Genomic DNA, 22971 nt, shown 5'->3' on the forward strand with positions numbered 1-22971 from the left:
GTTCTCCAGCCGTCATCTGCGGGCAGACTTACCCGGGGGTGATGACGGCGGCCGGGATCTGCAGTCCTGCTCGGCCAGGAGCAGGTCGCCCCGTGTGTTGACATTGCAGACCAGGGCGGGATCAGTACAGATCAACTGCAGTTCCTCCTGTTCCTGATCCATCATCGACCCGTCCAGGATGTTCAACCCCGCCGGGGTGACCGGGGTCTGATCGATCAGCATCGAGGAGTGGACCGAATAGCCCCTGGCCCCCCTGAGCGATACCGGCACCCAGGTGGAGCAGGCAGGCAGGCCCGACTGCTGATGCGCCGAGGCCACCGATCGGATCACCGTCCCGGTCAGGCATGGGAGATCTGCCCCACAGGTGAAGAACGGAGTATCCAGGTCGAGAGCACCGGCGGCCTCAGCGATGTCGGCGATGTACCCTGACCCCCCAGTCAGAACAGTCTCGATCCCCTGCGCCCGGCACCAGTTGGCCGTATACGGGGTCTTCCGAGTTGTGACGACGAACACCTCCTCACCGGCTTCAAGAAAGGCCTGGACCACATACCAGAGCATCGGCTGGTCGCGAACCCTGACCAGAGGTTTCTCTCCGAGGCCAAGACGGGTCCCGGACCCGCCGGCCAGAATCAGACCAAGCATGCGTTCAGCGCTGCGAGGAGCCGTATGTTCTCATCCCGGGTGAGGACGGCGATCCGAACCGAATCAGGCAGATGAAATGAGGTGCAGTCGCGCACCAGGATGCCATGGGCAAGCAGGGACCGGGTCAGTCCGGGTGCCGGTACCCCAGGGTCGAGCAGCAGGTAGTTGACCGATGAAGGGCAATAAGCGATCCCGAGATCATCCAAACCGGAACAGAGGAACTCCCGTTCCCGCGCGATCGCCTTCCGTGACACCGCCAGGAGGTCATAGGATCCGAACGCAGCGATGGCGAACTGCTCTGCATAGGCATTGATCGACCAGGGTGGGCGGACGGCCTCCATCGCTTCGATCAGTTCGGGGTCCCCAAATCCGTACCCAAACCGGAGTCCTGGCACCGAGAAGGCCTTGGTCAGGGATCGGAGCAGAAAGAGATCGGGGCTCTGCTGATCGACGAGGCTCTGGTCCGGAGCCGCCAGATCGATGAAGGCCTCATCGAGGAAGAGCGTCGCCCCCGCACTGCTGCAGTGATCGAGATGATCGAGCATCGTACTCTTTGGGGCCAGCATCCCGGTCGGGTTGTTCGGGTTGCAGAGGAACCGAACGACAGGGTTTTTGGCGTGTTCGTCGACGATGGCGCCGGCGATTTCGGCAGAGACCGCATACTCTTCGAACGTGGACCGGTCGATCCTGACGCAATCCCCCGGACTGAGTGCCACCTGACAGAAGACCCGCATCAGTTCGGCAGAGCCGTTTCCGACGGTCACCTCTGCCGGGTCCCGGTGGAAGGTCTCTGCAATCACCGCCTTAAGGGCGGAGTACCGGTTATCAGGATACCGGTGAACAGGAACCGATGCTGGATCCCAGGCCACCTCCGGGGGAAACGGATTTATACTTGCGCTGAAGTCGATGATCGTCTCTCCCGGAAGGGACTGATCGGGAAGCACACCCCCATGGACTGCTCGCCGGTACTGCCTTCTCTTCCCCAGTTTCATCTCCACCCTGCCATTATCTCCTTGATAGATATGCAGAACCGGCATTCAACATTACCTATTGATGCCGCGCAGTTCCCAGGGACCCGCGAGGGTGTGCTCATCGCTGATCAGGTCCACCTCCATGCGTGCATCCCAGAATTGCGGGCATAGATCTGTACAAAAATACCCATTTCAACGGTTTGAAACCAGAATATTCGATAGTTTTGACATTTTCATTAAAATTGAAAAGAAAAGCCATATATAAGACCGGGTGTAATTATGAATCACCTGACTGTCAGACACTAGGACTCCAAGCGTCTGACAATTAGCAGACAATTGTCTGCTAAGAGTCAGACTCATGTGATACTGATGATGAAACGGATCACGATCAGGTTGCCCCAGCAGCAGGTGGAGATGCTCGAGCAGATGGTGGAGGCCGGGGAGTTCCCCACCACCTCGGAAGCAGTGCGCGATGCAGTCCGGGTTCTGATTGAGCGGCGGGGTAACCGGGTCCTTCGGGATAAAGACCAAGTTTCATTCAAGGTGTAAGGTGGTTAAAGAATGCAGACCATAATCAACGAAGCTCTGAAGAACTCAGAGATAGAGAGAGAGATGCTCAAAGAGGTCATCAGCGATGACGACCTGATCGGCCAGCCACGGATCGTCATCGTCGGCTGTGGCGGTGCTGGAAACAATACGATCAACCGCCTCCACCACCTGCAGGTGACCGGTGCCGAGACGATCGCCGTGAACACCGACAAGCAGCACCTGGATATGATCCAGGCCGATAAGCGGATCCTGATCGGCAAGTCGCTGACCAAGGGGCTCGGCGCAGGCGGGTACCCGGACGTCGGCAAGCGGGCCGCCGAAATGGCGCGGTCGACCCTCGAAAGTCAACTTGAGGATGTGGACCTCTGCTTTGTGACGGCAGGAATGGGCGGCGGTACCGGCACCGGGGCCGCCCCGGTTGTGGCACAGATCGCAAAGGACCAGGGAGCCATCGTCGTCGGGATGGTCAGTTACCCATTCCAGGTCGAGAAGGCGCGGCTGATCCGTGCTGAAGAGGGGCTTGAGGCACTCTCCCAGGCTGCAGATTCGGTGATCGTGCTGGACAACAACCGGCTGAAAAGTTATGTTCCAAACCTGCCACTCGGACAGGCTTTCTCAGTGATGGACCAGTTGATCGCTGAGACGGTCAAGGGGATCAGCGAGACGATCACCGAACCGTCGCTGATCAACATCGACTACGCCGATGTTCGGGCAATCATGAGCAAGGGTGGCGTCGCTGTGATGCTGGTTGGGGAGAGCAAGCAGCAGAACAAGGCAGAGACTGTTGTTCGGGAGTGCCTTTCCAATCCAATGCTCGACATCGACTACCATGGAGCAACCGGGGCCCTGATCCATATCACCGGCGGCAGCGATCTGACCTTATCTGAAGCTGAGGAGATTGCAAGCCAGTTGACCTATGAACTCGATCCGCATGCAGATGTGATCTGGGGCGCCCGGATCAAGAGCGAATTCGAAGGCAAGGTTCGTGTCATGGCAATTATGACCGGCGTTAAGAGCGCCCAGATCCTTGGTGGGCAGTACCCACTTCAGAACAGCAACAACATCAAGACATCAGCATTCGCACCACCAATTGCACAGTCCCTTACATCGCCAAAGATTCGCAGGCCCATGGACAGGCCAAGCGGCGGCGGAATCGATGTAATCCTCTAAATATTCTTTTTTAATAATTTCATTCAAAAATTACAATTCCAGGTGATTATTCTTCGGATTCAGCGTTTGAGCAGTGCGACCATCGAACCAACCGGCATCCCCACCATCTCCCCGACCGGCACGCACTTCACCGACATCAGGTATGCGACCGGTGGCAGATTCGGATACAACGAGAGAGACTCGAAATTGGCCATCCCCTTGGAGATGATCAGAGTACAGTCATGGATAGCAGCATAGAGAGCCGGCGGGATCACGTCGAGGTTCACGCCGAGTTCGCCGTCCCCCCCAGTGGTGGTCAGCACATTCACCCTGCGATCAAGACCGAGAAACAGCGCGTCATTCAGGGTGGCATCATTCAGAACAGGACCATCCCTGACAGCCAGGGTTATCCGGACGCCCTGGGCAACGAGGTGATCGATCAACAACCGATCAAAGACGATCTCACCACAATTGTCAGTGATATAGACGACCCGGTCGAGGAGCGGAATCATCAGGTCGATATCGTCGACACCGAGGCCTGCTTGAAATGCCTGATCGAAGAAGATCTGGAACCTGCTGGTCACCTGATGCTCCTGCACCCCATAATCAAAGGTGTTCCCGATGATCGAGGCAAGGACAAAATCCTTCAGCGTTTTCAGCGTGGGGTGCACCCTTCTACAGACTGCCAGCGCTTCCTCAGTAGACCGCTGCTTCACAGCCAGGAACGGATCGTCATTCGCAATCAGGGCACGAACCAACCGATGCATAGCACTGGCAATCTGGGTCTGCGGCATGGGATCGAACTGATGTGCTCTGATTAAATCCAGGCACGCAGCCTCCACCTGATCGACAGGGACCTGCCCCGGAACTTGATTACAGGCAAACCTAACCCTTGAGAGAAGACAATTTATACATCGTTCCTGAACAGGCATCAGCCAACACCAAACACAGAGATCACAGAAAAAACAAGATGTAATAATGATGGGGCCACTGCGATTTGAACGCAGGTCAGAAGACCCCCAGTCTCCTAGGATGGCCAGGCTACCCTATGGCCCCGTTTTAGTTACATTTGACCCGATCCCATATCAAATTTGTTGTTTATTCATCACTGGATCTCTCATTCAAACCAATAAATAGGGATTGATGACCTGAACGACCAGAGAGCCATCTGTTCCGCCCAATCCAACCAGTATCCATCAGGAGAGCATTTATCTCCAGATACCTGCAGATTCTTCGATGATATGTGATTAATTGGACAGATTATCCATTAGAGATTTAGGAACCATTTTATAATAGGCATATACATTGTAAGTAGGAACCTACCCAAGCACTGATGATGAAGGCCGATACCATGTTAAAAGAGAAAATATCCGGATTTATAGATGAGATCAGGTCGATCAACGGGGTTGAAGGCTGTGCGCTGGTCTCTAAAGACGGCATCATGATTGGGAAATATTTCACCAAAGAGATCTCTGATAAGTGGTTCGCTGCGATGAGCGCATCGGTGCTCGCCTCTGCTGAGTCAGCAGCCAGCATCATCAACATCAGACCCCCGATCCAGGTGGTGATCCATGCCAAAGAAGGAAAGATCATGATCACCGATGCCGGGGAGAGGCTGCTGATCACCACGATCCTCAACCCCACTATGGACGAATCGATCATCGCCCATGACGTAAACCAGATTGCAGCGCGGATCGAGGGTGAGCTCTGATGTATACCATCATGGTAGTCGATGACAGTTCATTTATCGTAGACGTCTTTGTTACAATGCTGGAACGGGGCGGTTATCGGACTATCGCGACGTACGGAGGGCAGGAATGCCTCGACCTCTTAAAGACCGAGAAGCCGGATCTGATCCTGCTCGATATCATGATGGAACCAATGGACGGCAGGGAGACGCTGGAGCGGATAAAAACCAATCCCAAAACCAGGGATATTCCGGTGATGATGTTGACCGCCAAACAACTGACCCCGGAAGAGGCCCAGGAGTATGGAATCTATATCGAGGATTATGTTTTAAAACCGATCACGCACCGCGAGTTGTATGATGTCATCGAGCATATCCTACAACGGCGCACCAGGATCCGGCTGGATGTGGAGACCGCCAAGGCTGCAGGGTTTGATCAGCGGATCATCGATGAGTATGCCCGTTTAAGTAAGAGCATCGAGGTGAACAACCGCCTTGTGAATATCCTTGAGTCAACCTACAACATCTCAGACAGCAAGGCCAGGGTCGGGGATGAGATCGCACGGGCCATCAAGAATATGACGATGAACATCTCCTTTCAGGAAGAGCGGCTCGGTCAGATCCGTGAGGAACTGCAACTCACATCAGATCCAAGCCAGTAATCCCAATACACGCCCTTTTTCCCAAGGATGAAGTCAATTCCACTACCCCGATCAACAGGGGTTTATATTTCCATATGCTACAGATTATAAGACAAACATATCGATCCAATCAGAAGAGAGGACGATATCCAGGTGAGGTCTGGCATCGAAATGAAACATACCATAATGATCGTGGACGATAACACCTACATTGTTGAAGGATTGATGGCAATCCTGAAACGTCGAGATTACCAGGTGATATCAGCAAAAGAGGGAGCAGAGTGCCTGAAACTGCTGAAGACGATCACCCCAGATGTGATCCTCCTCGACCTCACCATGGAACCGATGGACGGATGGGAGATCCTTGAACAGATCAAAGGAGACCAGGCGATCAGACACATCCCAGTGATCATCTTCTCCGGAAGGGAGATCACTGCTGTCGAAAAGCAGGAACACGGCACCCTTGTCGAGGACTTTATGCTCAAACCAATCAACCCGAAGAACCTCCTCGATAAGATAGAGCAGGTAGTCAAACGGCAGAGCCCCCTTCCGCTCGATCTCAACAGGCCCAAAGAGGCCGGCATTGGATTGTGATCGATCGATAGCGGAAGATTGGATGCGCGCCATTCAGCATTTTTATCAAAAGAACAAAACCGATCTCCCATCTGAAGTATGATAAAGCCCTGCACCATGCTATGGAGGGGAGGTCAGGCCCCGTCTTTGCCAAAATTTATATAGTTTTCTCCCATTGTAATAATGCTGAACAGCGTGAAAAGATGGGTTCGTAGCTCAGTTAGGTAGAGCGCTTGGCTTTTAACCAGGTGGTCGGGGGTTCAAATCCCTCCGGGCCCGCTTCCACCGTGTCAGTCTGTGGTTTTTGAGCGGTGATACATCTGAATGTAAACACATCCGTGTTAAAGGAGTGGGGATGAGCACCAAAATTAATGTATTAGATCATCTGATGGTCCCTGATCATCAGATCATGAGTGAAGAGGAGGTTAAAGCATTACTCTCCAGATACAAGATCACCTATGACCAGCTGCCTAGGGTGTATCATGACGATCCGGCGGTCAAACAGATCGGCGGAAAAGTCGGTGAGGTCGTCAAGATCGTGCGTATAAGCCAGACAGCAGGCACAGCTGAATCCTATCGTCTTATCATCAGAAGACCAAAAAAATAAACCGGGGCTGATATTTCTGTTAGATAGAAGCATCTTATCAAGGGCATATTTTTCCCACGAGCACGTGGCACGCCATCAACTTGACTCTTTTAACAATTTTCTCCAGTATAACCTCCAGAAAGTCGTAAATGAGCAGCGGGTGATTGAGACAGACATTGAAAACCGGGGCAAATCCAACGAACCCGTCTGGGTGGAACTCGGTACCATCGAAGTGAAGAAACCGTTGGTCCGCGAGGCCGACGGGTCTCAGAGCGAACTCTTCCCAACCGAGGCACGACTTCGGAACCTGACCTATGCGGCACCGATGCACCTGGATATGACGCTGGTCCAGGGGGATGATCGGCAAGAAGCCGTTCTGACTACGATCGGACACCTGCCGATCATGATCGGATCATCAGCCTGCAATATGTATGGGATGCCCAACAGCGAGCGGATTCTGCATGGAGAGGATCCCCTCGATCCCGGGGGCTACTTCATCGTCAATGGTACAGAACGGGTGCTGATGACTCTGGAGGATCTTGCATCCAACAAGATCATGACCGAGTTCACCGAGCGGTACAATGAAAGGATCTATGTGGCGAAGGTCTTTTCCCAGTTCCGTGGCTACCGTGCGCTGGTCGTCGTCGAGCGGAACAAGAAGAACCTGCTCGAGGTCTCGTTCCCATCGGTCGCCGGACATTTGAAGTTCGTGGACCTGATGCGTGCACTCGGCATGGACAGCGACCACGCCGTCGTGGAAGCGGTCTCGACCGACGAGGACATTCTGACCTTTATGATGCAGAACCTCGAGGAGAGCTCCTGCGACTCGATCGAGAGCGGGATCATGTATGTCGGGAAGAAACTTGCCCCTAACCAGACCAGGGACTACCAGCGCAAGCGTGCAGAGTTTGTACTCGACAACTACCTGCTCCCTCACCTCAACTACCTGATGCCAGCAAACCTGACCGAGGAAGACCCCGGATACCAGACGGCCGTCGAGGGTGTCCGGCTGGCCAAGGCCCATTTCCTCGGGCGGATGGCAGAGTCCTGTTTCGACCTGGTGCTGGACAAGCGGCGTATCGATGATAAAGATCATTACTCCAACAAGCGGCTGAAACTGGCCGGCGACCTGATGGAGGATCTCTTCCGGATCTCGCTGAACCGGTTGACCAGGGATATCAAGTACCAACTCGAGCGGGCAAGCATGCGCCATCGTGACCTCTCCATTGGAACAGCGGTCCGTGCCGATGTGTTGACCGAACGGTTGCTCCACCCCCTGGCTACAGGAAACTGGGTCGGGGGACGGACCGGGGTCTCGCAACTGCTTGACCGGATCGATCACATGGCCGTGCTCTCGCACCTCCGCCGTGTGATCTCTCCACTCTCCCGTTCCCAGCCCCACTTCGAGGCTCGTGATCTGCATCCAACCCAGTGGGGACGGATCTGCCCGAGTGAGACGCCTGAAGGACCGAATTGTGGTCTTGTGAAGAATTTTGCACAGATGGTTGAGATCAGCAAAGGAGTGCAGGACGAGGATGAGATCGTTGGTGTACTCTATAATCTTGGCGTTGAAGCGCTGAAGGGTGAGATGAGATGAAGAAGTCGAGAGTATTCGTCGACGGCGCGTTGATCGGCCTGGCAGATGATCCGGAAGCCCTGATCGCCGATATCAGAAAGATGCGCAGGTCCGGCACAGTCTCGACAGAGGTCAATGCCAGTTACAAGCAGTATAATGGCGATGTGATCATTCACACCGACCGGGGGCGGGCTCGCCGGCCTTTGATCGTGTTACAGAACGGCAAGCCCCTCATCTCCAACGAAGATCTGGAACGGCTGAAGAAGAAGGAGATCACCTTCCAGGATCTGGTCACCCGTGGCCTGATCGAGATGATCGATGCAGAGGAAGAGGAGGATCTCTATATTGCAATCAACGAGGATCAGGTGACCCCTGAACATACCCATCTCGAGGTCGATCCCTCCCTGATCCTCGGTATCGGGGCGGCCCATGTTCCATTCCCGGAGCACAATGCAAGTCCCCGTGTCACGATGGGTGCAGGGATGGTCAAGCAGGCCCTTGGGTTCTGCTCGGCCAATATGAAACTCCGTCCGGACACCCGTGGCCACCTGCTTCACTATGTCCAGAAGTCCCTGACCCGCACCCAGACATCTGAACTGATCGGTTCAGACGATCGGCCGGCCGGGCAGAACTTCGTCGTGGCCATCCTCAGTTATGAAGGGTTCAACATTGAAGATGCGCTGATCTTCAACCGTGCCTCGATCGACCGCGGTCTCGGACGATCTCACTTCCTCCGGACCTACGAGGGCGAGGAGCGGCGGTACCCCGGCGGTCAGGTCGACCGGATCGAGATCCCCGACACTGAAGTGACCGGCGCCCATGGGGAAGAATACTACAAGAACCTGGACGATGACGGTATCATCAACCCGGAGACGACCGTCTCTGAGAAGGATGTGCTGATCGGAAAGACCTCGCCGCCCCGGTTCCTGGAGGAGCCAAGCAGCGACCTGATCACCGTCGAGAAACGGCGTGACACATCAGTCACGATGCGATCCAACGAGCATGGTATCGTCGATACTGTAATCATCACCGAAGGGGAGAACAGTTCCCGCCTGGTCAAGGTCAGGACCAGAGATCCCAGGATCCCCGAGATCGGAGACAAGTTCGCATCCAGGCACGGGCAGAAGGGAGTCATCGGTCTGATCGCCCCCCAGGAGGATATGCCCTTCACCGAGAGCGGCATGGTTCCTGATATCGTGATCAACCCGCACGCAATTCCGAGCCGGATGACGATCGGACATATGCTTGAGATGATCGGAGGGAAGGTCGGTTCGCTCGAAGGACGCCGAATCAACGGAACCGCCTTCAGCGGAGAACTTGAAGCTGACCTCCGGTCCTCACTGAAGAAGTTCGGGTTCTCACCGACAGGCCGTGAGGTCATGTACGATGGACTCACCGGCAAGCGGTTCACCGCCGATATCTATGTTGGTGTGATCTACTATCAGAAGCTCTACCACATGGTCTCAAGCAAGATGCACGCACGGTCCCGCGGACCGGTGCAGGTGCTGACCCGGCAGCCGACAGAAGGTCGTGCCAGGGAAGGAGGTCTCCGGTTTGGTGAGATGGAGCGGGATGTGATGATCGGTCACGGTGCCGCGATGGCACTCAAGGAGCGGTTGCTCGATGAATCCGACAAGGTGCAGCAGTATGTCTGCGCCAAGTGCGGAATGGTCGCGATGCTCGACCGAAAACGGAACACCACCCGCTGTCTGGTCTGCGGAAGCGAGACAGACATCTACTATGTCGAGATGAGTTATGCGTTCAAACTCCTCCTTGATGAGATGAAGAGCATGGGGATCGCCCCGCGCATGATCCTCGAGGATATGGTATAAGAGGTACTACTCCATGCCAAGCCCAAAACGAATAGGAAAGATAGAGTTCGGTTTACTATCCCCAAAAGAGATCCGCACGATGAGTGTGCGGAAGATCATCTGGGCAGACACCTATGATGATGACGGTTTCCCCTACCCCCAGGGGTTGATGGACCTCTCCCTCGGGGTGATCGACCCGGGACTCAGGTGCAAGACCTGTGACCAGAAGGCAGCGGACTGTCCAGGCCACTTCGGCCATATCGAACTCGCCAAGCCGGTGATTCATGTCGGCTACACCCGACTGATCCGGAAACTGCTGCGGGTCACCTGCAGAGAGTGCGGCAGACTGCTGCTCAGTTCCAGCGAGATCGAGAAGGTCACGATCACCTCTGAGGAAGACCTCACCGGGGATGTCCTCTCTGAGAAAGACATCAAGAAGGAACGAACCTGTCCGCACTGCGATGAGCAGCAGTTGAAGATCAACTTTGAGAAACCAACGACCTTCTCAGAGGTGCTGCTTGAGGACGGGAAGAAGGTCGAGCACAAACTGACCCCTGCAGACATCAGGGCCAGGCTCGAAAAGATCCCCGACTCCGACCTGCGGCTGCTCGGGATCAATCCCGATGTGGCCAGACCAGAGTGGACGATCCTGACCGTGCTGCCAGTGCCGCCGGTCACGATGCGCCCCTCAATCATCCTCGAAAACGGACAGCGATCAGAGGATGACCTGACCCATAAACTGGTCGACATCATTAGGATCAACCAGCGGTTCAAAGAGAACCAGGATGCCGGCGCCCCCCAGTTGATCATTGAGGATCTCTGGGAACTGCTCCAGTACCATGTGACCACCTACCTGGACAACGAGGTGGCCGGATGCCCGCCTGCCCGCCATAGAAGCGGCAGGCCATTAAAGACGCTCTCGCAGCGGTTGAAGGGGAAGGACGGACGGTTCAGAGGATCCTTGAGCGGAAAACGTGTGAATTTCTCTGCTCGAACGGTCATCTCGCCAAACCCGAACCTCTCGATCAGCGAGGTTGGGATCCCGATCGGGATTGCAAACGAGATGTCGGTCCCGGTCCGGGTGACCCCCTATAATATTGAAGAACTCAGGGTCTATGTCAGAAAAGGGCCGAACAGAGAGGGTTTGAAGGACATCTGTGGAGCCAACTATGTGATCCGACCTGACAATCGCCGGCTCAGACTCGCCGATGGAAACCTGGAGACGATCGCAGAGCAGATCGAACCGGGCTGGACCGTCGAACGGCAGCTTCGCGACGGGGATATCGTCCTCTTCAACCGTCAACCATCTCTACACCGCATGAGTATCATGGCTCACCGGATCAAAGTGATGGAGGGAAGAACCTTCAGGTTGAACCCGGCTGTCTGTCCTCCTTACAACGCCGACTTCGATGGCGACGAGATGAACCTGCACGTGCCGCAGACTGAGGAAGCGAGGGCAGAAGCTTCGATCCTCGTCGCAGTCCAGCAGAATATTCTCTCGCCCCGGTTCGGAGGCCCGATCATCGGAGGGATCCATGATCACATCTCTGGGATCTTCATGCTGACGCATGACCTCCGCTGGTTCGCCAAGGATGACTTCCTGTACCTGCTGAAGTATTACGACTTCGATCACATGCCAGAGCCTGGCAAGATCGAGAATGGAATCCCGTACTGGTCCAACAAGCAGGTCTTCAGCATGATCCTGCCGAACGAACTGAACATGGTCTTCAAGGCCAGTTCCTGTGCGAACTGTGATGTCTGTGTCAAGGACCAGTGCGAGCGGGACGCCTTCGTCCGGATCCTTGAAGGTCAACTGATCACCGGGACGATCGACAAGAAATCGATCGGTGCGTTCGATGGTGAAATCCTGAACAGGATCATCCGGCAGTACGGTATGGAGCGGGCGGCCAAGTTCATCGACGATATGACGAAACTCTCGATCAAGGGTATCATGATCGACGGATTCTCGTTCGGTATCGACGATGAAGATCTCTCCAAGACCGAGTACGGCCAGATCGATGAGGTGCTCGACAATGCGACCACCGATGTGAACAGGCGAATTCGGATCTACGAGGACGGACAGCTCGAACCAATGCCAGGACGGACACCTGAAGAGACGCTTGAGATGCAGATCATGCAGGTGCTCGGCAAGAGCCGAGACCGGACTGGTGAGATTGCTGGGGCCCACCTCGGGCTCGGGAACAGCGCGGTGCTGATGGCTGTATCAGGAGCCAGAGGGTCGATGCTGAACCTGACCCAGATGGCCGGCTGTATCGGCCAGCAGTCCGTTCGTGGTGAGCGGATCGTGAGAGGATACTTCGGAAGGACTCTGCCGCACTTCAAACGGGGAGACCGCGGAGCAGATGCCCACGGATTCGTCAAGCACAGTTATAAAAGCGGGCTGAACCCGACCGAATTCTTCTTCCATGCCATCGGTGGCAGGGAAGGGCTGGTGGACACTGCAGTCAGAACGTCGCAGAGCGGGTATCTGCAGCGGCGGCTGATCAATGCGTTGCAGGATCTGAAGGTCGAGTATGACGGAACGGTTCGAACCACAGGGAGACGGATCATCCAGTTCAGATACGGAGAGGACGGAACAGACCCCATGCGGGGATCGTTCGGGGACCCGGTCGATGTGAAAGGTATCATCGAGAGCGTGCTCAAGGAGGAGGTCTGATGTTACCACCGGAAATGGAATCTGCCATCGATGCAGCGGCGCTCCCTGATCTAACCAAGAAACAGATTAGAGACACCCTGGATGGGAAAACAGTCACCGAGGAGGAGTTTGCAAAAATTCTGAGACTCGTCGAAGGTGAGTTCAAGAGCACCAGAATCGAACCGCTCGAAGCGGTCGGTGTGATCGCTGCCCAGTCGATCGGTGAACCGGGTACGCAGATGACGATGCGTACCTTCCACTACGCAGGGGTGGCTGAGATCAACGTGACGCTCGGTCTGCCTCGTCTGATAGAGATCATGGACGCCCGGCGCGAACCCTCAACGCCGACGATGACCGTCCACCTCTCAGACGAATACAACAACGACCGTGACAAGGCCAGGATGGTCTCCTGGCAGATCGAAGCCGCACCCCTGCATGAGTTCGGGGACATCATCACCGACATGGAGAACATGCAGGTGCTGGTCAAGCTGAACAAGGCGGTCTGCGAAAAGCGAAAGATCTCAGTCGATGTGGTCAGCGAGACTGCACCCCGGAAGATCCGGGAACGGCGGCATTACCGCGACTTCGAGGCAGAGGCGAATATCGATGAAGCGATCATCACCTTCACCCCCAAGGATCGTGAGAGTTATCAGAACCTCTTCCAACTCGCAGAACACGTTCGGAACGTGATCGTGCAGGGGATTGATGATATCGAGCGTGTCGTGGTCAGAAAAGAGAGCGGAGAGTATATACTTTATACTGAAGGCTCCAACCTTAAGGATGTCTTTGAGGTTGCTGGCGTCGACACCTCCCGGACCCGAACCAACAACATCAGCGAGATCTCGCAGGTGCTTGGCATTGAAGCGGCCAGGAATGCGATCATCGCTGAAGCTCTCAGCACGCTGGGAGAACAGGGTATCAGGGTCGATGTACGGCATATCATGCTGGTCTCAGATATGATGTGCATGGATGGGGAAGTCAAGCAGATCGGCCGTCACGGTATCGCAGGTGAGAAGGAGAGTGTCCTCTCAAGGGCCGCCTTTGAGGTGACCGTGAACCATCTTCTCGACGCAGCAGTCGCAAACGAAGTTGATGAACTGAACGGTGTTACAGAGAACGTGATTGTGGGCCAGCCGATCCAGCTCGGAACCGGAGATGTCAAATTAATTGCAAGGCCCAGAAACCAGGAGAATTCTAATGGATTTTAATGCTTCACTCAGAAAGGCCATCAAGACAGGCGATGTCCTGCTCGGCCAGAACTCTACAGCAGAATGTATCAAGGATGGAAAAGCCCAGATGATCGTCGTCGCAGCAAACTGCCCGTCCACCTATCGGACCATGCTGGACGAACAGAACGATGTCTACGTCCACACCTATGAAGGATCGAGCATGCAGCTCGGAAAGGCATGCGGAAAGCCGTTCATGGTCAGCGCACTCGCCATCGTCAATGCCGGCGAGTCGGATATCATCAGTCTCAAGAGGGCGTAACTATGGGAGAAGTTCTGTTAACAGAGGACTGTATGCGCCTGATCTCACAGTTCGAAAGCCTGACCGGTGCAGGCAGCCGTGACTGTGTGATCGATGATCGGAACGAACGTATCATCTACGTGATCAACCCCGGCGAAATGGGGCTTGCGATCGGCAAGAAAGGGGCCAGCATCAAGAAAGCCTCCGACGTGATGGGCAAGCGGATTGAGGTTGTCGAATACTCCGACGATCCCGAACAGTTCATCAAGAACTGTTTCCTTCCGGCCCAGGTCGTCTCGGTGGAATTCGAGGAGAGCGAAGAGGGGCCGGTCGCCCATGTCGAGGTCAGAGAGGAGGACCGTGGGATTGCGATCGGAAAGGAAGGTAAGAACATCTTCAAGGCCAAGCGTCTCTCCCAGCGGCAGCATGATATCGCTGATGTTCAACTCGAACAGAGCGAGATCAGTTAAAACCTTTTTTTCATCGATCTTCAGACGATCACCGTCATCGATCGAACTGTTTTATACAAGAGTACTCGAAGAGGTACATCAGGTGTATATCAACAGTGTCCCCAAGATCCTGCAGTAAGCTCCCCTGGCTGGTCGTGTCAGGCTACGGTGCCCATATCAAGTCTACTCCCCGTTTACTTATCGTTCAGAAGAATGGGACCACCACCGAGTACCCGATCGGAGATGTGCACCACCTGCTGGTGGTCGGTGGGCATACGATCCATTCGGCAGTGTTGCAGCATATGCAGAACGCAGGAAACTGGGTCTCTTTCTTCGCAGCTGACGGCACCCCCGTCGGGCTTATCCGACCCCCTGAAGACAGGGTCGATGAACAGGTCCGTGCCATCCAGCGGCATGCCCCTGCCCACAGTTATGCACTCGGGATCACCAGAGCCGCACTTGGGAGAAGACTGCAGGTGATCGGAGAGACGACCGTGGTCACCGGGGAGAGCCCGCTCTATCAGGGGGAACTGGAGGTACTGCAGGACGCGCGGCAGGAACTCGAATACCTGGTCACTCTCGATGAGATACGCAGGCTCCACCGGCTGGCCACCGACATGTACTATGAGATCATGGCCCGCACGATCCCCAAAGGAACCGGGTTTCGGCGGAGGACAGCCCGGCCGTACATGGATCCCGTAAACACGATGCTCTCGTTCTCATATGGGATTCTCTCCGGAGTCTGCGCCGTTCATCTGGCAGGAGCACACCTGGATGCCAATATCGGCCTGCTTCACCAGGGGGAACGAGCACTAGTGAGGGATCTTACAGAACTCTTTAAACCGCAGATGGTCGACCAGCCCATCTTCGCCCTGGTCAGACAGGGGATCACTGCAAGCGATTATGAGATTGGGGAGAGCCGGTGCACCCTCTCGGACGCACTGATCCGGCGAATGCTACTGCACCTACAGACATCGATTGAAGTGACAGCGATCGGCAGACAGGTAGAGATGCTCGCCGATGCGCTGATCAGGAATCGCGAATTCCAGATCCTCGACCCTGCAGAGTTCTTACCCCGCATCCCCCTGAAAAACCATTAAAAAAGACCGCGCCTGATAGAAAAATCCTGAAAATCAGCCCCCTCAATCTCATGCACCCGGATATCCCGGATGATCGCACGCGGACAGCTGTACAGCATCGATATAAACTTCTCCAGGATCACCGCCTCCGTCACCGCATAGACCCTGACCCTGCCATCGGTCATGTTCATCACCTCGCCGTTGATGATCAGGGACTCGGCTATCCGCTTCACACAGGCACGAAATCCGACGGACTGAACACGGCCAGTGATCAGGATCTCGACACCCATCACAGGCGGAGCTCCTGCATCACCCTGATCACCATCGCCAGTTCATCGAAGATCAGATCACGCTGCTTGAACTCCCGGATACTGGTCGCAGCCTCGCCGGCCATGTCCATCACATCCCCAGACCGGCCCTCGTCGCCAGCGGCAAAGACCCGTAGAGCGATCTCCCCAAGCACGTAGACCCTGCGTGAGAGGGGACGTATGATCCCTGCAGCTGTGATTGCGGCAGTGAGCATCTTCTCAGCCAGATTCTCCTGCCCTGCTTCGCGTGCACTGATATAGAGGTCAGTATAGAGTTTGGCCTGGAGAGCCCGATCTGAAAGGGTGTGGAGTATCCGCTCAAGGGAGACGATCATCCCCTTCGTAAACTCCCCCGAGAGAATCTTCCGCCGTGCATCCAGCACACTGGTGGAGACCAGATCACGGGGGAGGGACTCATATTCAAGGTTCATCCTCCGAAGGGCTTCAGCCCTGATATCATCGTCCTCGATCGAGCGTGCGACCGCGACGGCCCGTTCGCGATATGCCGGATCAGGCCTCCGTGCCGAGATCATCAGCAGTTTCTGGACCACGGCCTTCTTCACCACCGAGACGATGAACGGGATGTTGATCTCCTGCAGCGCTGCCTCCGCCCGTTCCAGAAAGAGATCCGCATAGATATACTCTCCAGAAGACTCAGCGATCGGCACCACGTCCAAGAGAGCGATGGCTCGTTCATAGGGGGATGCGATCGTCTGGATCGACACCGCAACTGCCTGGAGGATCTCCCTGCACTTCACCGGATCCTGACGAACCATGTTGGAGATCGCGATCAGAGCTTCGATGTAATCCTCAGGTGTTCGGATCTCAGCAACGATCTGCATCGCCCGGGCAATATTCTCAGGGTTTTTATTGGTACTGTTGAGGGAGACGATCGAGAGAACCAGCTGAACACGCACCAGCGAGTCTTTCTCAGGCTCGACCCCTGGCAACAGGTCCATCGCCTCTGAAAGACAGGCATATGCCTGCTCCTCATCAGATCGGACTAAGAGTGTCGCCACCTCGGCCAGCAGCAGCACCCGCTGATAGACCGAAGAAAGGGCTTCAGTCAGGGAGCGGACGTCCTTTAAGATATCACCGGCACGGTCCGCTTTTCCATTCTGCAGATACAGATCCGCCAGCGTGCACATCCCGGAGAGACGGGTGTAGACATCCCGGATCTGCTCGTTCAGACTGTAGGCGAGGTTCAGAATCAACTCTGAACTACCGGCCTGGTCCAACCGCATCAACAGGTACGAAAGGATCTCATACGAGTCGGTGGAGTCAAGCAGTTCGGTGATCTCCCGGAGGCCCGAGGCGATACGAGAGATCATCGCATCCCGCTCGCAGGGATTCTCGATCTCCAGCGAGAAGATCGTCAGCGGGACGAAGAAGTTCATGTTGGTGGACTTGTCGGCGTACTGCAGGATGATATCGATCGAACTGGCGATCTTCAGGGAGACCAGTTGCTTCTGCTGGGACTGCTTGAGGAGCGAGAGTGCCTGCCGGAATGGACGAATCTCCTCAATAAAGTCTGAGGTGTCACTGATCGTTCCGGCCTCCTCCAGGGTCAGACAACCGACCCGGATATAGTTCTCGATGATCCGCTCCATCAGTTGGTGACGGAGCGACGGGTCATCGATCGTCTCAAGGATCTGGGTCGCCTCGTCCAGGGCATACGGGGCCTTCTCGATCAGGGCGTACCGGATCATCCCCTGGATGATCTTTCCGATCGCAGAGACCGCATACTCCTTATCCAGCAGCGATGTAGACCAGACCTTCATCCTCCGAAGCAGGTCAAGGTCGGACTGTTTGACGGCGAGGAGCGAGGCCGCCTCGATCACATTGAAGAGCGCCTCCGAACGGGTGTGTTGCCCCTCAATATTACAGGAGAGTCCGATCGCCCGCTGCAGGAAGTCCCGGCTGCTTTGTTCGACTCCGATACTGGTCAAATTCTTGATGATCGTCGAAACAGCCCGTTCTCGCAGGGTCAGATCAGTGATCCCTTCAGCAAAATCGATCAGAATCCCAGGGTCCTGCGAGGTCAGGAACCCATGCTCGATCAGGATCCTGATACAATCACAGACCAGATGATCGCTTCGGGGATGCAGATTGGCCAGGGCCTTGACCGCAGCACTGTGCTCGGTCAGCACTCCGAACGGATGATCCTTGCAGAGTTCAAAGACCGCCCGATAGATCGCAATCTCAGCATGGGACGACTCCATCTGTGAGAGCACCTTCCCGGAGAGGAGGTCCACCTCATCGCGGATCACCCCTTCCTTGAGCAGCCGGACCACCGAGTCGTCGATCTGCGAACGGTAGGGATAATCGATCGGAAATATCCTTCCAAAGACCTCAATAGCACTATAGAACTCCCCGATTCGGAGCAGCGTGTTGGTGAAGTGGAGGTAGGTGTGCAGCCCGGTGGCACGATCGCAGATATCGTCAACCAGTTCGATGATGGCCATCAGGAACTGTGCATCTCCAGTCTTCTCAGCGATCACGATCCCTGAGTGAATGATCTCCTTGAGCGGGATCTGTGCGGAGTCGACGATCCGACCATTGAACTCAAGCGCCTTGCGGATGTACCAGAGGTCAGAGGTCATTTCGGCCTTCTTTAAGAGTCTGATAACCAGGTACCGCCGCGACCCGGGGATCTCCCGTTCCAGTGAGATCAACGTCGAATAAAGTTGGGATTTGTCCCGAACCCGTTCGAGCAGTTCCTGGATCAGACATTCAAGGATCTCGGTCTGGCGGTTAAGCGGAAGGTCTGCGAACGATCCGACGAAACTCCTGATGTCAGCGATATTCCGGCCGAGCGGGGATCGCCAGGTGAGATCGATAATACCGAGCGTACAGTTGATCCGACGGATCTTCTGCAGAATCGTCGAGGCGCTCCTGATCGCATCGATGATGATCGAGAGATCCCGCTGTGCAACCCCGATCATGACCATCGCGGTCACAATCTCACAGTGAAGGTCGGCCCTCTCTGAGACATCCCCAATCTCCTCTACCAGGTTGAGCGCAGATTGATGGAACCTGATATTCCGCGTCTCGATCCCCCAGGCGATCAGAGAGGGGACGATATCGATCAGCAGGGCCGACCGGTACTTCCGGAAACTGATATGGGCGAGGAGGCCCATCCCCTCCTCGATCAACACCGGGTTCTTCGTCCGCACCCCTTCCTGCACCAGGGCCCTCGTCACCGAGGAGAGAACCTTGGACTGGTGACTCTTCCGGTCGAGCCGGCTGGAGAGGCTGATGATTGCGCCGATCCACTGCTGGTTGGCGGTGCTGATGTACTGGTCGACCATCCGTCTGACCAGGGACTCAATCTCCTCACGTGACAGTTCCATCAGGGAGGAGAAGAGTTCGGGCTCGTCCCGCAAAAATCCGGCCTCTTCAAGGCGGGTGTTCACAGCATGGACCAGTTCAGCCCGCTCCTTTCTCTTTGCGACAGACTCGATCTCTATCAGGGCCTTGTTCATCAAGGGATAGTCCCGCTGCTCTATCGCCCCTTCGATCTTTTGCTGAAGAACTGATACTGAAGACATCGACACCAATCAATAGGTTTATACTTCATCATTATATATCGTAAATAGTATTAAAATTTTATCTTTTTTTATTTACTACATTTCGACTTTAAAACAGATGCAAACTGAAAAATCACCACATATTTTGATTTTATCCAATAAATTCTGGGAGCCCACGAGACTGAGCCCACCGCACCTGAACCCCATGGCACTGGAGAAAACTCAGCCAGAACACCATTAAACGTCATGAGCAACTACATGTGAACATGAAGGTCTGTATCATGTGCGGAGGAGAGGGGACCCGCCTCCGTCCACTCACGTTTGAGCGTCCAAAGCCATGTATACCCATCGTCAATCGACCCTCGATACAGCACCTCGTCTCGCACCTCTCCAACCTCGGTTTCAACGAGGTGGTGATCACCCTCGGGTACATGGGGTCGTCCATCGAGGAGGCTCTCGGCGATGGTTCCCTTTATGGCGTGGACATCACCTATGTCCATGAGAAGGTGAAGATGGGAACTGCAGGAAGCGTAAAGAACGCCCAAGAGTACCTGGACGGGCAACCATTCCTTGTGGTCGGAGGGGATCATGTCACCGATCTAAACGTCCTCGAGTTCTACCGCGAACACCGTCGTGGTAACCATATCGCCACCATCGGGCTGATCAGCATCGATGACCCCTCTGAGTACGGGATCGCAGAGATCGATGTCAGTTACGAGATCAAACGATTCAAAGAGAAGCCGGCGCCAGGGGAGATCTTCAGCAACCTGGCCTCGACCGGGATGTACATCTTCAACCCCGAGGTCTTCGACCACATCCCAGCCGGCACCAAGTACGACTTCGCCCGCGACCTCTTCCCTGCCCTGATGAATGAAGGGCATGTTCTGAAGGGCTGGCTCGCCCGGGGCAACTGGACCGATGTCGGGAGTCCCAGTTCGTTGCGGGTCGCCGAACGGTGGAAATTGCAGGAGATGTCAGCCACCAACATCAGCGGCAATCTGGCGATGAAGGGAGCCCATGTCCTCGGACCGGTCCAGCTCGGGGACTCGATCTCGCTCGGTTCCAACACCCGGGTGATCGGGCCGGTTGCGATCGGGGCCGGGACGATCATCGAGAAGGATGTGCTGATCGGTCCGTACACCTCGATCGGCGAGGACTGTCATATCAAGGCCAACGCCAAGATCTTCTCTTCCTCCCTGTACAACCGGATCGTCGTCGGGAAGAACAGCACGGTCAGCGGTTCGATCATCGACAATGACACCGTGATTCGGGAGGACTGCAGCATCGAGAACGACACCGTCATCGGTCCGCGGGTGATGATCCAGCGCGGGGTCGTGATCCACTCCAAGACCCGGCTCTGGCCGGAGACCGTCATCCCCGAGGGGACGATCGTCAAAGAACATGTGCTGAATAAAAAGTTTGATCCCCGGTGCGAAGGATCCTAGAGATCCAAAAACATCCTTAAAAATGAATGGTCCGTTCCGGACCTCACACTCTTTTCACAAGCCGATGGGTCAGGGCCACCAGGGGGTGGCGGGCATAGTCGAGCACCTGAATATCGTCGAGTGTCTCAAGGTGCATCGACCGGGCCGTCCGTTCCATCCCGAGCTCGATATCTTCAGTAAACTCGATGATATAGGCATCCAGCGCCGACAAACCGAGCCTCTTCGCCGCGATGGCCCTGTGATGGCCATCGACAAGGATGTTCTTCCCCGGCCGACTGACCACGATCAGCGGTTCTGCGAGCCCTTTCCTGATCTCGTACATTCGTCCTTCCAGTTCGTCCTCATAGATCTTGGACTGTGTCGGGAGGAGGCCCTCAATGGGAACCGAGCCTCGCCGGAGCGTCGGCTCGATCCCGTACAGCTTCTTCAGCGTCGTGATGAAGTTGAAGACCTTCTCAGGGGAGACATGCTCGATCTGCGAGCGGATCACATCCGAGTTCGAGACGATCCCGACCAGGTGGTTCTTCTCATCCACCACCGGGAGCTTCTGGATCCCTGACCTGAAGATGACCCGGGCTGCATCATTGATGCTCATATCCGGGTCAGCAACGATCAGGTGACTGGACATCACCTCTCTGACCTGCGTGGACGGATGGGCGAAGAGGAGATCCCTGGCTGCAATGTACCCGACCACCTCACCGTTATCTACCACCGGGAACCCGTCGTGGTTGGTCTTCCGGATCTTCTCAAAGACCTCCCGGACGATTCCCTGCGCATCGACGGTGACGACATCATAGGTCATATAGTCCTTGACCCGCTTCTTATCCATTACAGTATAATTATGGTCTCATTACTTGAATTGATCGATGTCAAAACCGATCGCTTCCAGTTCTCACCGATCCTCCAGTTCATGACCGGATCCTGACCAGTTCGCCCTCGATCTCAAGGAACCCCTCCGTCTGAAGGGCCAGAAGCAGCCGATCCACGCGAACAGGATCCTCGCCAAGTTCACCGATCAGGTCTCTGCTGCTGGCCGGCCCGATCCCGAGCAGGCGGAGGAGCCGGCCCCGCACTTGCCGGTCTGATCCCTCAAACCGGGACTGTTTCGAATAATGGGCGCTCTTCCGGTTGGGGTTCGGATGGTTCGCGGCGATGAAGGTGCCAAAGTCCATCAGGGCATAGTACCACTCACGAGGGTTCTCTCGATCGAGTGTCCGCTCAACCAGCGGAAGGATCTCTCCGTCGGTGACTCCATCCCGGTCTGCACAGAAGTAGTGGATGAAGACCCGCCGGATGTTCGTCTCGATGAAGACGGTCGGACGGTTGAAGGCGAAGGCGACGATAGATGCAGCCGTCGCCTTTCCGATCCCAGGCAGGGTTACGAGGTCGGCGGGATCCTCTTTGAGATGCCCGCCCCAGTCAGCAACGACGATGCCGGCCGCCCGGTGGAGGGCAACAGCACGCCGGTTATAACCTAGTCCCTGCCACCGGTCGAGCACCGACGAGAGCGGTGCTGCCGCGAGGGTCTTGAAGGTAGGAAACGCCCCGATGAACAGGGGGTACTTCTCCTTCACCCTGTTCACCTGTGTCTGCTGAAGCATCACCTCCGAGATCAGGATCCTGTACGGGTCCCTCGTCTCACGCCAGGCCATCGGGCGTCCATGAGCATGGTAGAACGCCCAAACCATCTCGACAAAGAGGGATAGGGTATCTGAAGTCGGCCCTGACGCCGCCAGAGCCTGGTAAAACAATCGGTCGACCTCAATATCAGCCCCGGTCAGCAACGCGGTCTGTATCTCCACACAGAGAGATTACCTCCCCGGGGCTATATCAATGGCCATCGCTGCAATTC

Annotated in this window: 21 protein-coding genes and 2 tRNA genes; 15 read left to right on the forward strand and 8 right to left on the reverse strand. The window is 55.5% G+C overall.

The window, feature by feature from the left end; translation table 11 throughout:
• Window positions 1-12: 12 nt before the first annotated feature.
• Entirely contained in the window at window positions 13-642 is a 630-nt protein-coding gene (locus tag MPAL_RS10745; RefSeq protein WP_012618767.1) for an NTP transferase domain-containing protein, read from the reverse strand.
• Window positions 630-1634, reverse strand: a complete 1005-nt coding sequence (locus MPAL_RS10750; protein ID WP_048145992.1) for a pyridoxal phosphate-dependent aminotransferase — start codon at window positions 1632-1634, stop codon at window positions 630-632. Before MPAL_RS10750 ends, MPAL_RS10745 begins: the two co-directional genes overlap by 13 nt.
• A 348-nt stretch (window positions 1635-1982) precedes the next feature.
• Here MPAL_RS10750 and MPAL_RS10755 point away from each other — a divergent pair, with 348 nt between their 5' ends.
• Both MPAL_RS10755 and ftsZ read left to right on the forward strand, forming a co-directional pair.
• Window positions 1983-2162 (forward strand): ribbon-helix-helix domain-containing protein, encoded by a 180-nt coding sequence (locus MPAL_RS10755; protein WP_012618769.1) that lies wholly within the window; start codon window positions 1983-1985, stop codon window positions 2160-2162.
• A 12-nt stretch (window positions 2163-2174) separates the two neighbouring features.
• Window positions 2175-3332, forward strand: coding sequence for a cell division protein FtsZ (gene ftsZ / locus MPAL_RS10760; RefSeq protein ID WP_012618770.1), 1158 nt, complete (start codon window positions 2175-2177; stop codon window positions 3330-3332).
• Between the two features lie 59 nt (window positions 3333-3391).
• Here the strand turns inward: ftsZ and MPAL_RS10765 are convergent, their stop codons facing one another.
• Window positions 3392-4243 (reverse strand): damage-control phosphatase ARMT1 family protein, encoded by an 852-nt coding sequence (locus MPAL_RS10765; RefSeq protein WP_012618771.1) that lies wholly within the window; start codon window positions 4241-4243, stop codon window positions 3392-3394.
• Window positions 4244-4293: 50 nt separating this feature from the next.
• Window positions 4294-4367 (reverse strand) — tRNA-Pro (locus MPAL_RS10770).
• A 295-nt stretch (window positions 4368-4662) separates the two neighbouring features.
• Here MPAL_RS10770 and MPAL_RS10775 point away from each other — a divergent pair.
• From MPAL_RS10775 to cas1, 12 genes are all read left to right on the forward strand, one after another.
• Window positions 4663-5022, forward strand: coding sequence for a roadblock/LC7 domain-containing protein (locus MPAL_RS10775; RefSeq protein ID WP_048145994.1), 360 nt, complete (start codon window positions 4663-4665; stop codon window positions 5020-5022).
• Window positions 5022-5660, forward strand: a complete 639-nt coding sequence (locus MPAL_RS10780) for a response regulator (RefSeq protein WP_012618773.1) — start codon at window positions 5022-5024, stop codon at window positions 5658-5660. The genes MPAL_RS10775 and MPAL_RS10780 overlap by 1 nt, the downstream gene beginning before the upstream one ends.
• Before the next feature lie 150 nt (window positions 5661-5810).
• Window positions 5811-6233, forward strand: a complete 423-nt coding sequence (locus MPAL_RS10785; protein ID WP_012618774.1) for a response regulator — start codon at window positions 5811-5813, stop codon at window positions 6231-6233.
• Between the two features lie 184 nt (window positions 6234-6417).
• Window positions 6418-6491 (forward strand) — tRNA-Lys (locus MPAL_RS10790).
• Between the two features lie 76 nt (window positions 6492-6567).
• Complete coding sequence (locus MPAL_RS10795; RefSeq protein ID WP_012618775.1) at window positions 6568-6819, forward strand: DNA-directed RNA polymerase subunit H; 252 nt, start codon at window positions 6568-6570, stop codon at window positions 6817-6819.
• 16 nt (window positions 6820-6835) lie between these two features.
• A complete protein-coding gene (locus MPAL_RS10800; protein WP_048145343.1) occupies window positions 6836-8395 on the forward strand; it encodes a DNA-directed RNA polymerase subunit B'' in 1560 nt (519 codons plus the stop codon).
• Complete coding sequence (gene rpoB, locus MPAL_RS10805; protein ID WP_012618777.1) at window positions 8392-10206, forward strand: DNA-directed RNA polymerase subunit B; 1815 nt, start codon at window positions 8392-8394, stop codon at window positions 10204-10206. Before MPAL_RS10800 ends, rpoB begins: the two co-directional genes overlap by 4 nt.
• A gap of 13 nt (window positions 10207-10219) precedes the next feature.
• The gene (locus MPAL_RS10810) at window positions 10220-12862 is read left to right on the forward strand and encodes a DNA-directed RNA polymerase subunit A' (protein ID WP_012618778.1); all 2643 of its coding nucleotides are present in this window, start codon (window positions 10220-10222) and stop codon (window positions 12860-12862) included.
• A 14-nt stretch (window positions 12863-12876) separates the two neighbouring features.
• Window positions 12877-14049, forward strand: a complete 1173-nt coding sequence (gene rpoA2 / locus MPAL_RS10815; protein ID WP_394295849.1) for a DNA-directed RNA polymerase subunit A'' — start codon at window positions 12877-12879, stop codon at window positions 14047-14049.
• Window positions 14039-14329: a 50S ribosomal protein L30e gene (locus MPAL_RS10820; protein ID WP_012618780.1), complete on the forward strand. Its 291-nt coding sequence runs from the start codon at window positions 14039-14041 to the stop codon at window positions 14327-14329. Before rpoA2 ends, MPAL_RS10820 begins: the two co-directional genes overlap by 11 nt.
• A gap of 2 nt (window positions 14330-14331) precedes the next feature.
• The gene (locus tag MPAL_RS10825) at window positions 14332-14778 is read left to right on the forward strand and encodes a NusA-like transcription termination signal-binding factor (RefSeq protein WP_012618781.1); all 447 of its coding nucleotides are present in this window, start codon (window positions 14332-14334) and stop codon (window positions 14776-14778) included.
• 134 nt (window positions 14779-14912) lie between these two features.
• Window positions 14913-15857 (forward strand): CRISPR-associated endonuclease Cas1, encoded by a 945-nt coding sequence (gene cas1 / locus MPAL_RS10830; RefSeq protein ID WP_158303672.1) that lies wholly within the window; start codon window positions 14913-14915, stop codon window positions 15855-15857.
• On the opposite strand, the gene MPAL_RS10835 is transcribed toward cas1, so the two are convergent.
• Together MPAL_RS10835 and MPAL_RS10840 are read right to left on the reverse strand one after the other, a co-directional pair.
• The gene (locus MPAL_RS10835) at window positions 15854-16126 is read right to left on the reverse strand and encodes an acylphosphatase (RefSeq protein ID WP_012618783.1); all 273 of its coding nucleotides are present in this window, start codon (window positions 16124-16126) and stop codon (window positions 15854-15856) included. The genes cas1 and MPAL_RS10835 overlap by 4 nt on opposite strands.
• Window positions 16126-19695 carry a hypothetical protein gene (locus tag MPAL_RS10840; protein WP_048145344.1) on the reverse strand — a complete coding sequence of 1190 codons (3570 nt, stop codon included), beginning with the start codon at window positions 19693-19695 and terminating at the stop codon, window positions 16126-16128. The genes MPAL_RS10835 and MPAL_RS10840 overlap by 1 nt, the downstream gene beginning before the upstream one ends.
• Before the next feature lie 245 nt (window positions 19696-19940).
• Here MPAL_RS10840 and MPAL_RS10845 point away from each other — a divergent pair, with 245 nt between their 5' ends.
• A complete protein-coding gene (locus MPAL_RS10845) occupies window positions 19941-21119 on the forward strand; it encodes a nucleotidyltransferase family protein (RefSeq protein WP_048145345.1) in 1179 nt (392 codons plus the stop codon).
• Between the two features lie 43 nt (window positions 21120-21162).
• Here MPAL_RS10845 and MPAL_RS10850 read toward each other — a convergent pair whose 3' ends face one another.
• Both MPAL_RS10850 and MPAL_RS10855 read right to left on the reverse strand, forming a co-directional pair.
• Window positions 21163-21948, reverse strand: coding sequence for a CBS pair associated ParBc domain-containing protein (locus tag MPAL_RS10850; protein WP_012618786.1), 786 nt, complete (start codon window positions 21946-21948; stop codon window positions 21163-21165).
• A gap of 79 nt (window positions 21949-22027) precedes the next feature.
• On the reverse strand, window positions 22028-22921 hold the full coding sequence (locus MPAL_RS10855) for an HhH-GPD family protein (protein WP_012618787.1): 894 nt from the start codon (window positions 22919-22921) through the stop codon (window positions 22028-22030).
• Window positions 22922-22971: the final 50 nt, after the last annotated feature.

The organism is Methanosphaerula palustris E1-9c (assembly GCF_000021965.1).
Taxonomy (GTDB): Archaea; Halobacteriota; Methanomicrobia; order Methanomicrobiales; family Methanospirillaceae; genus Methanosphaerula; species Methanosphaerula palustris.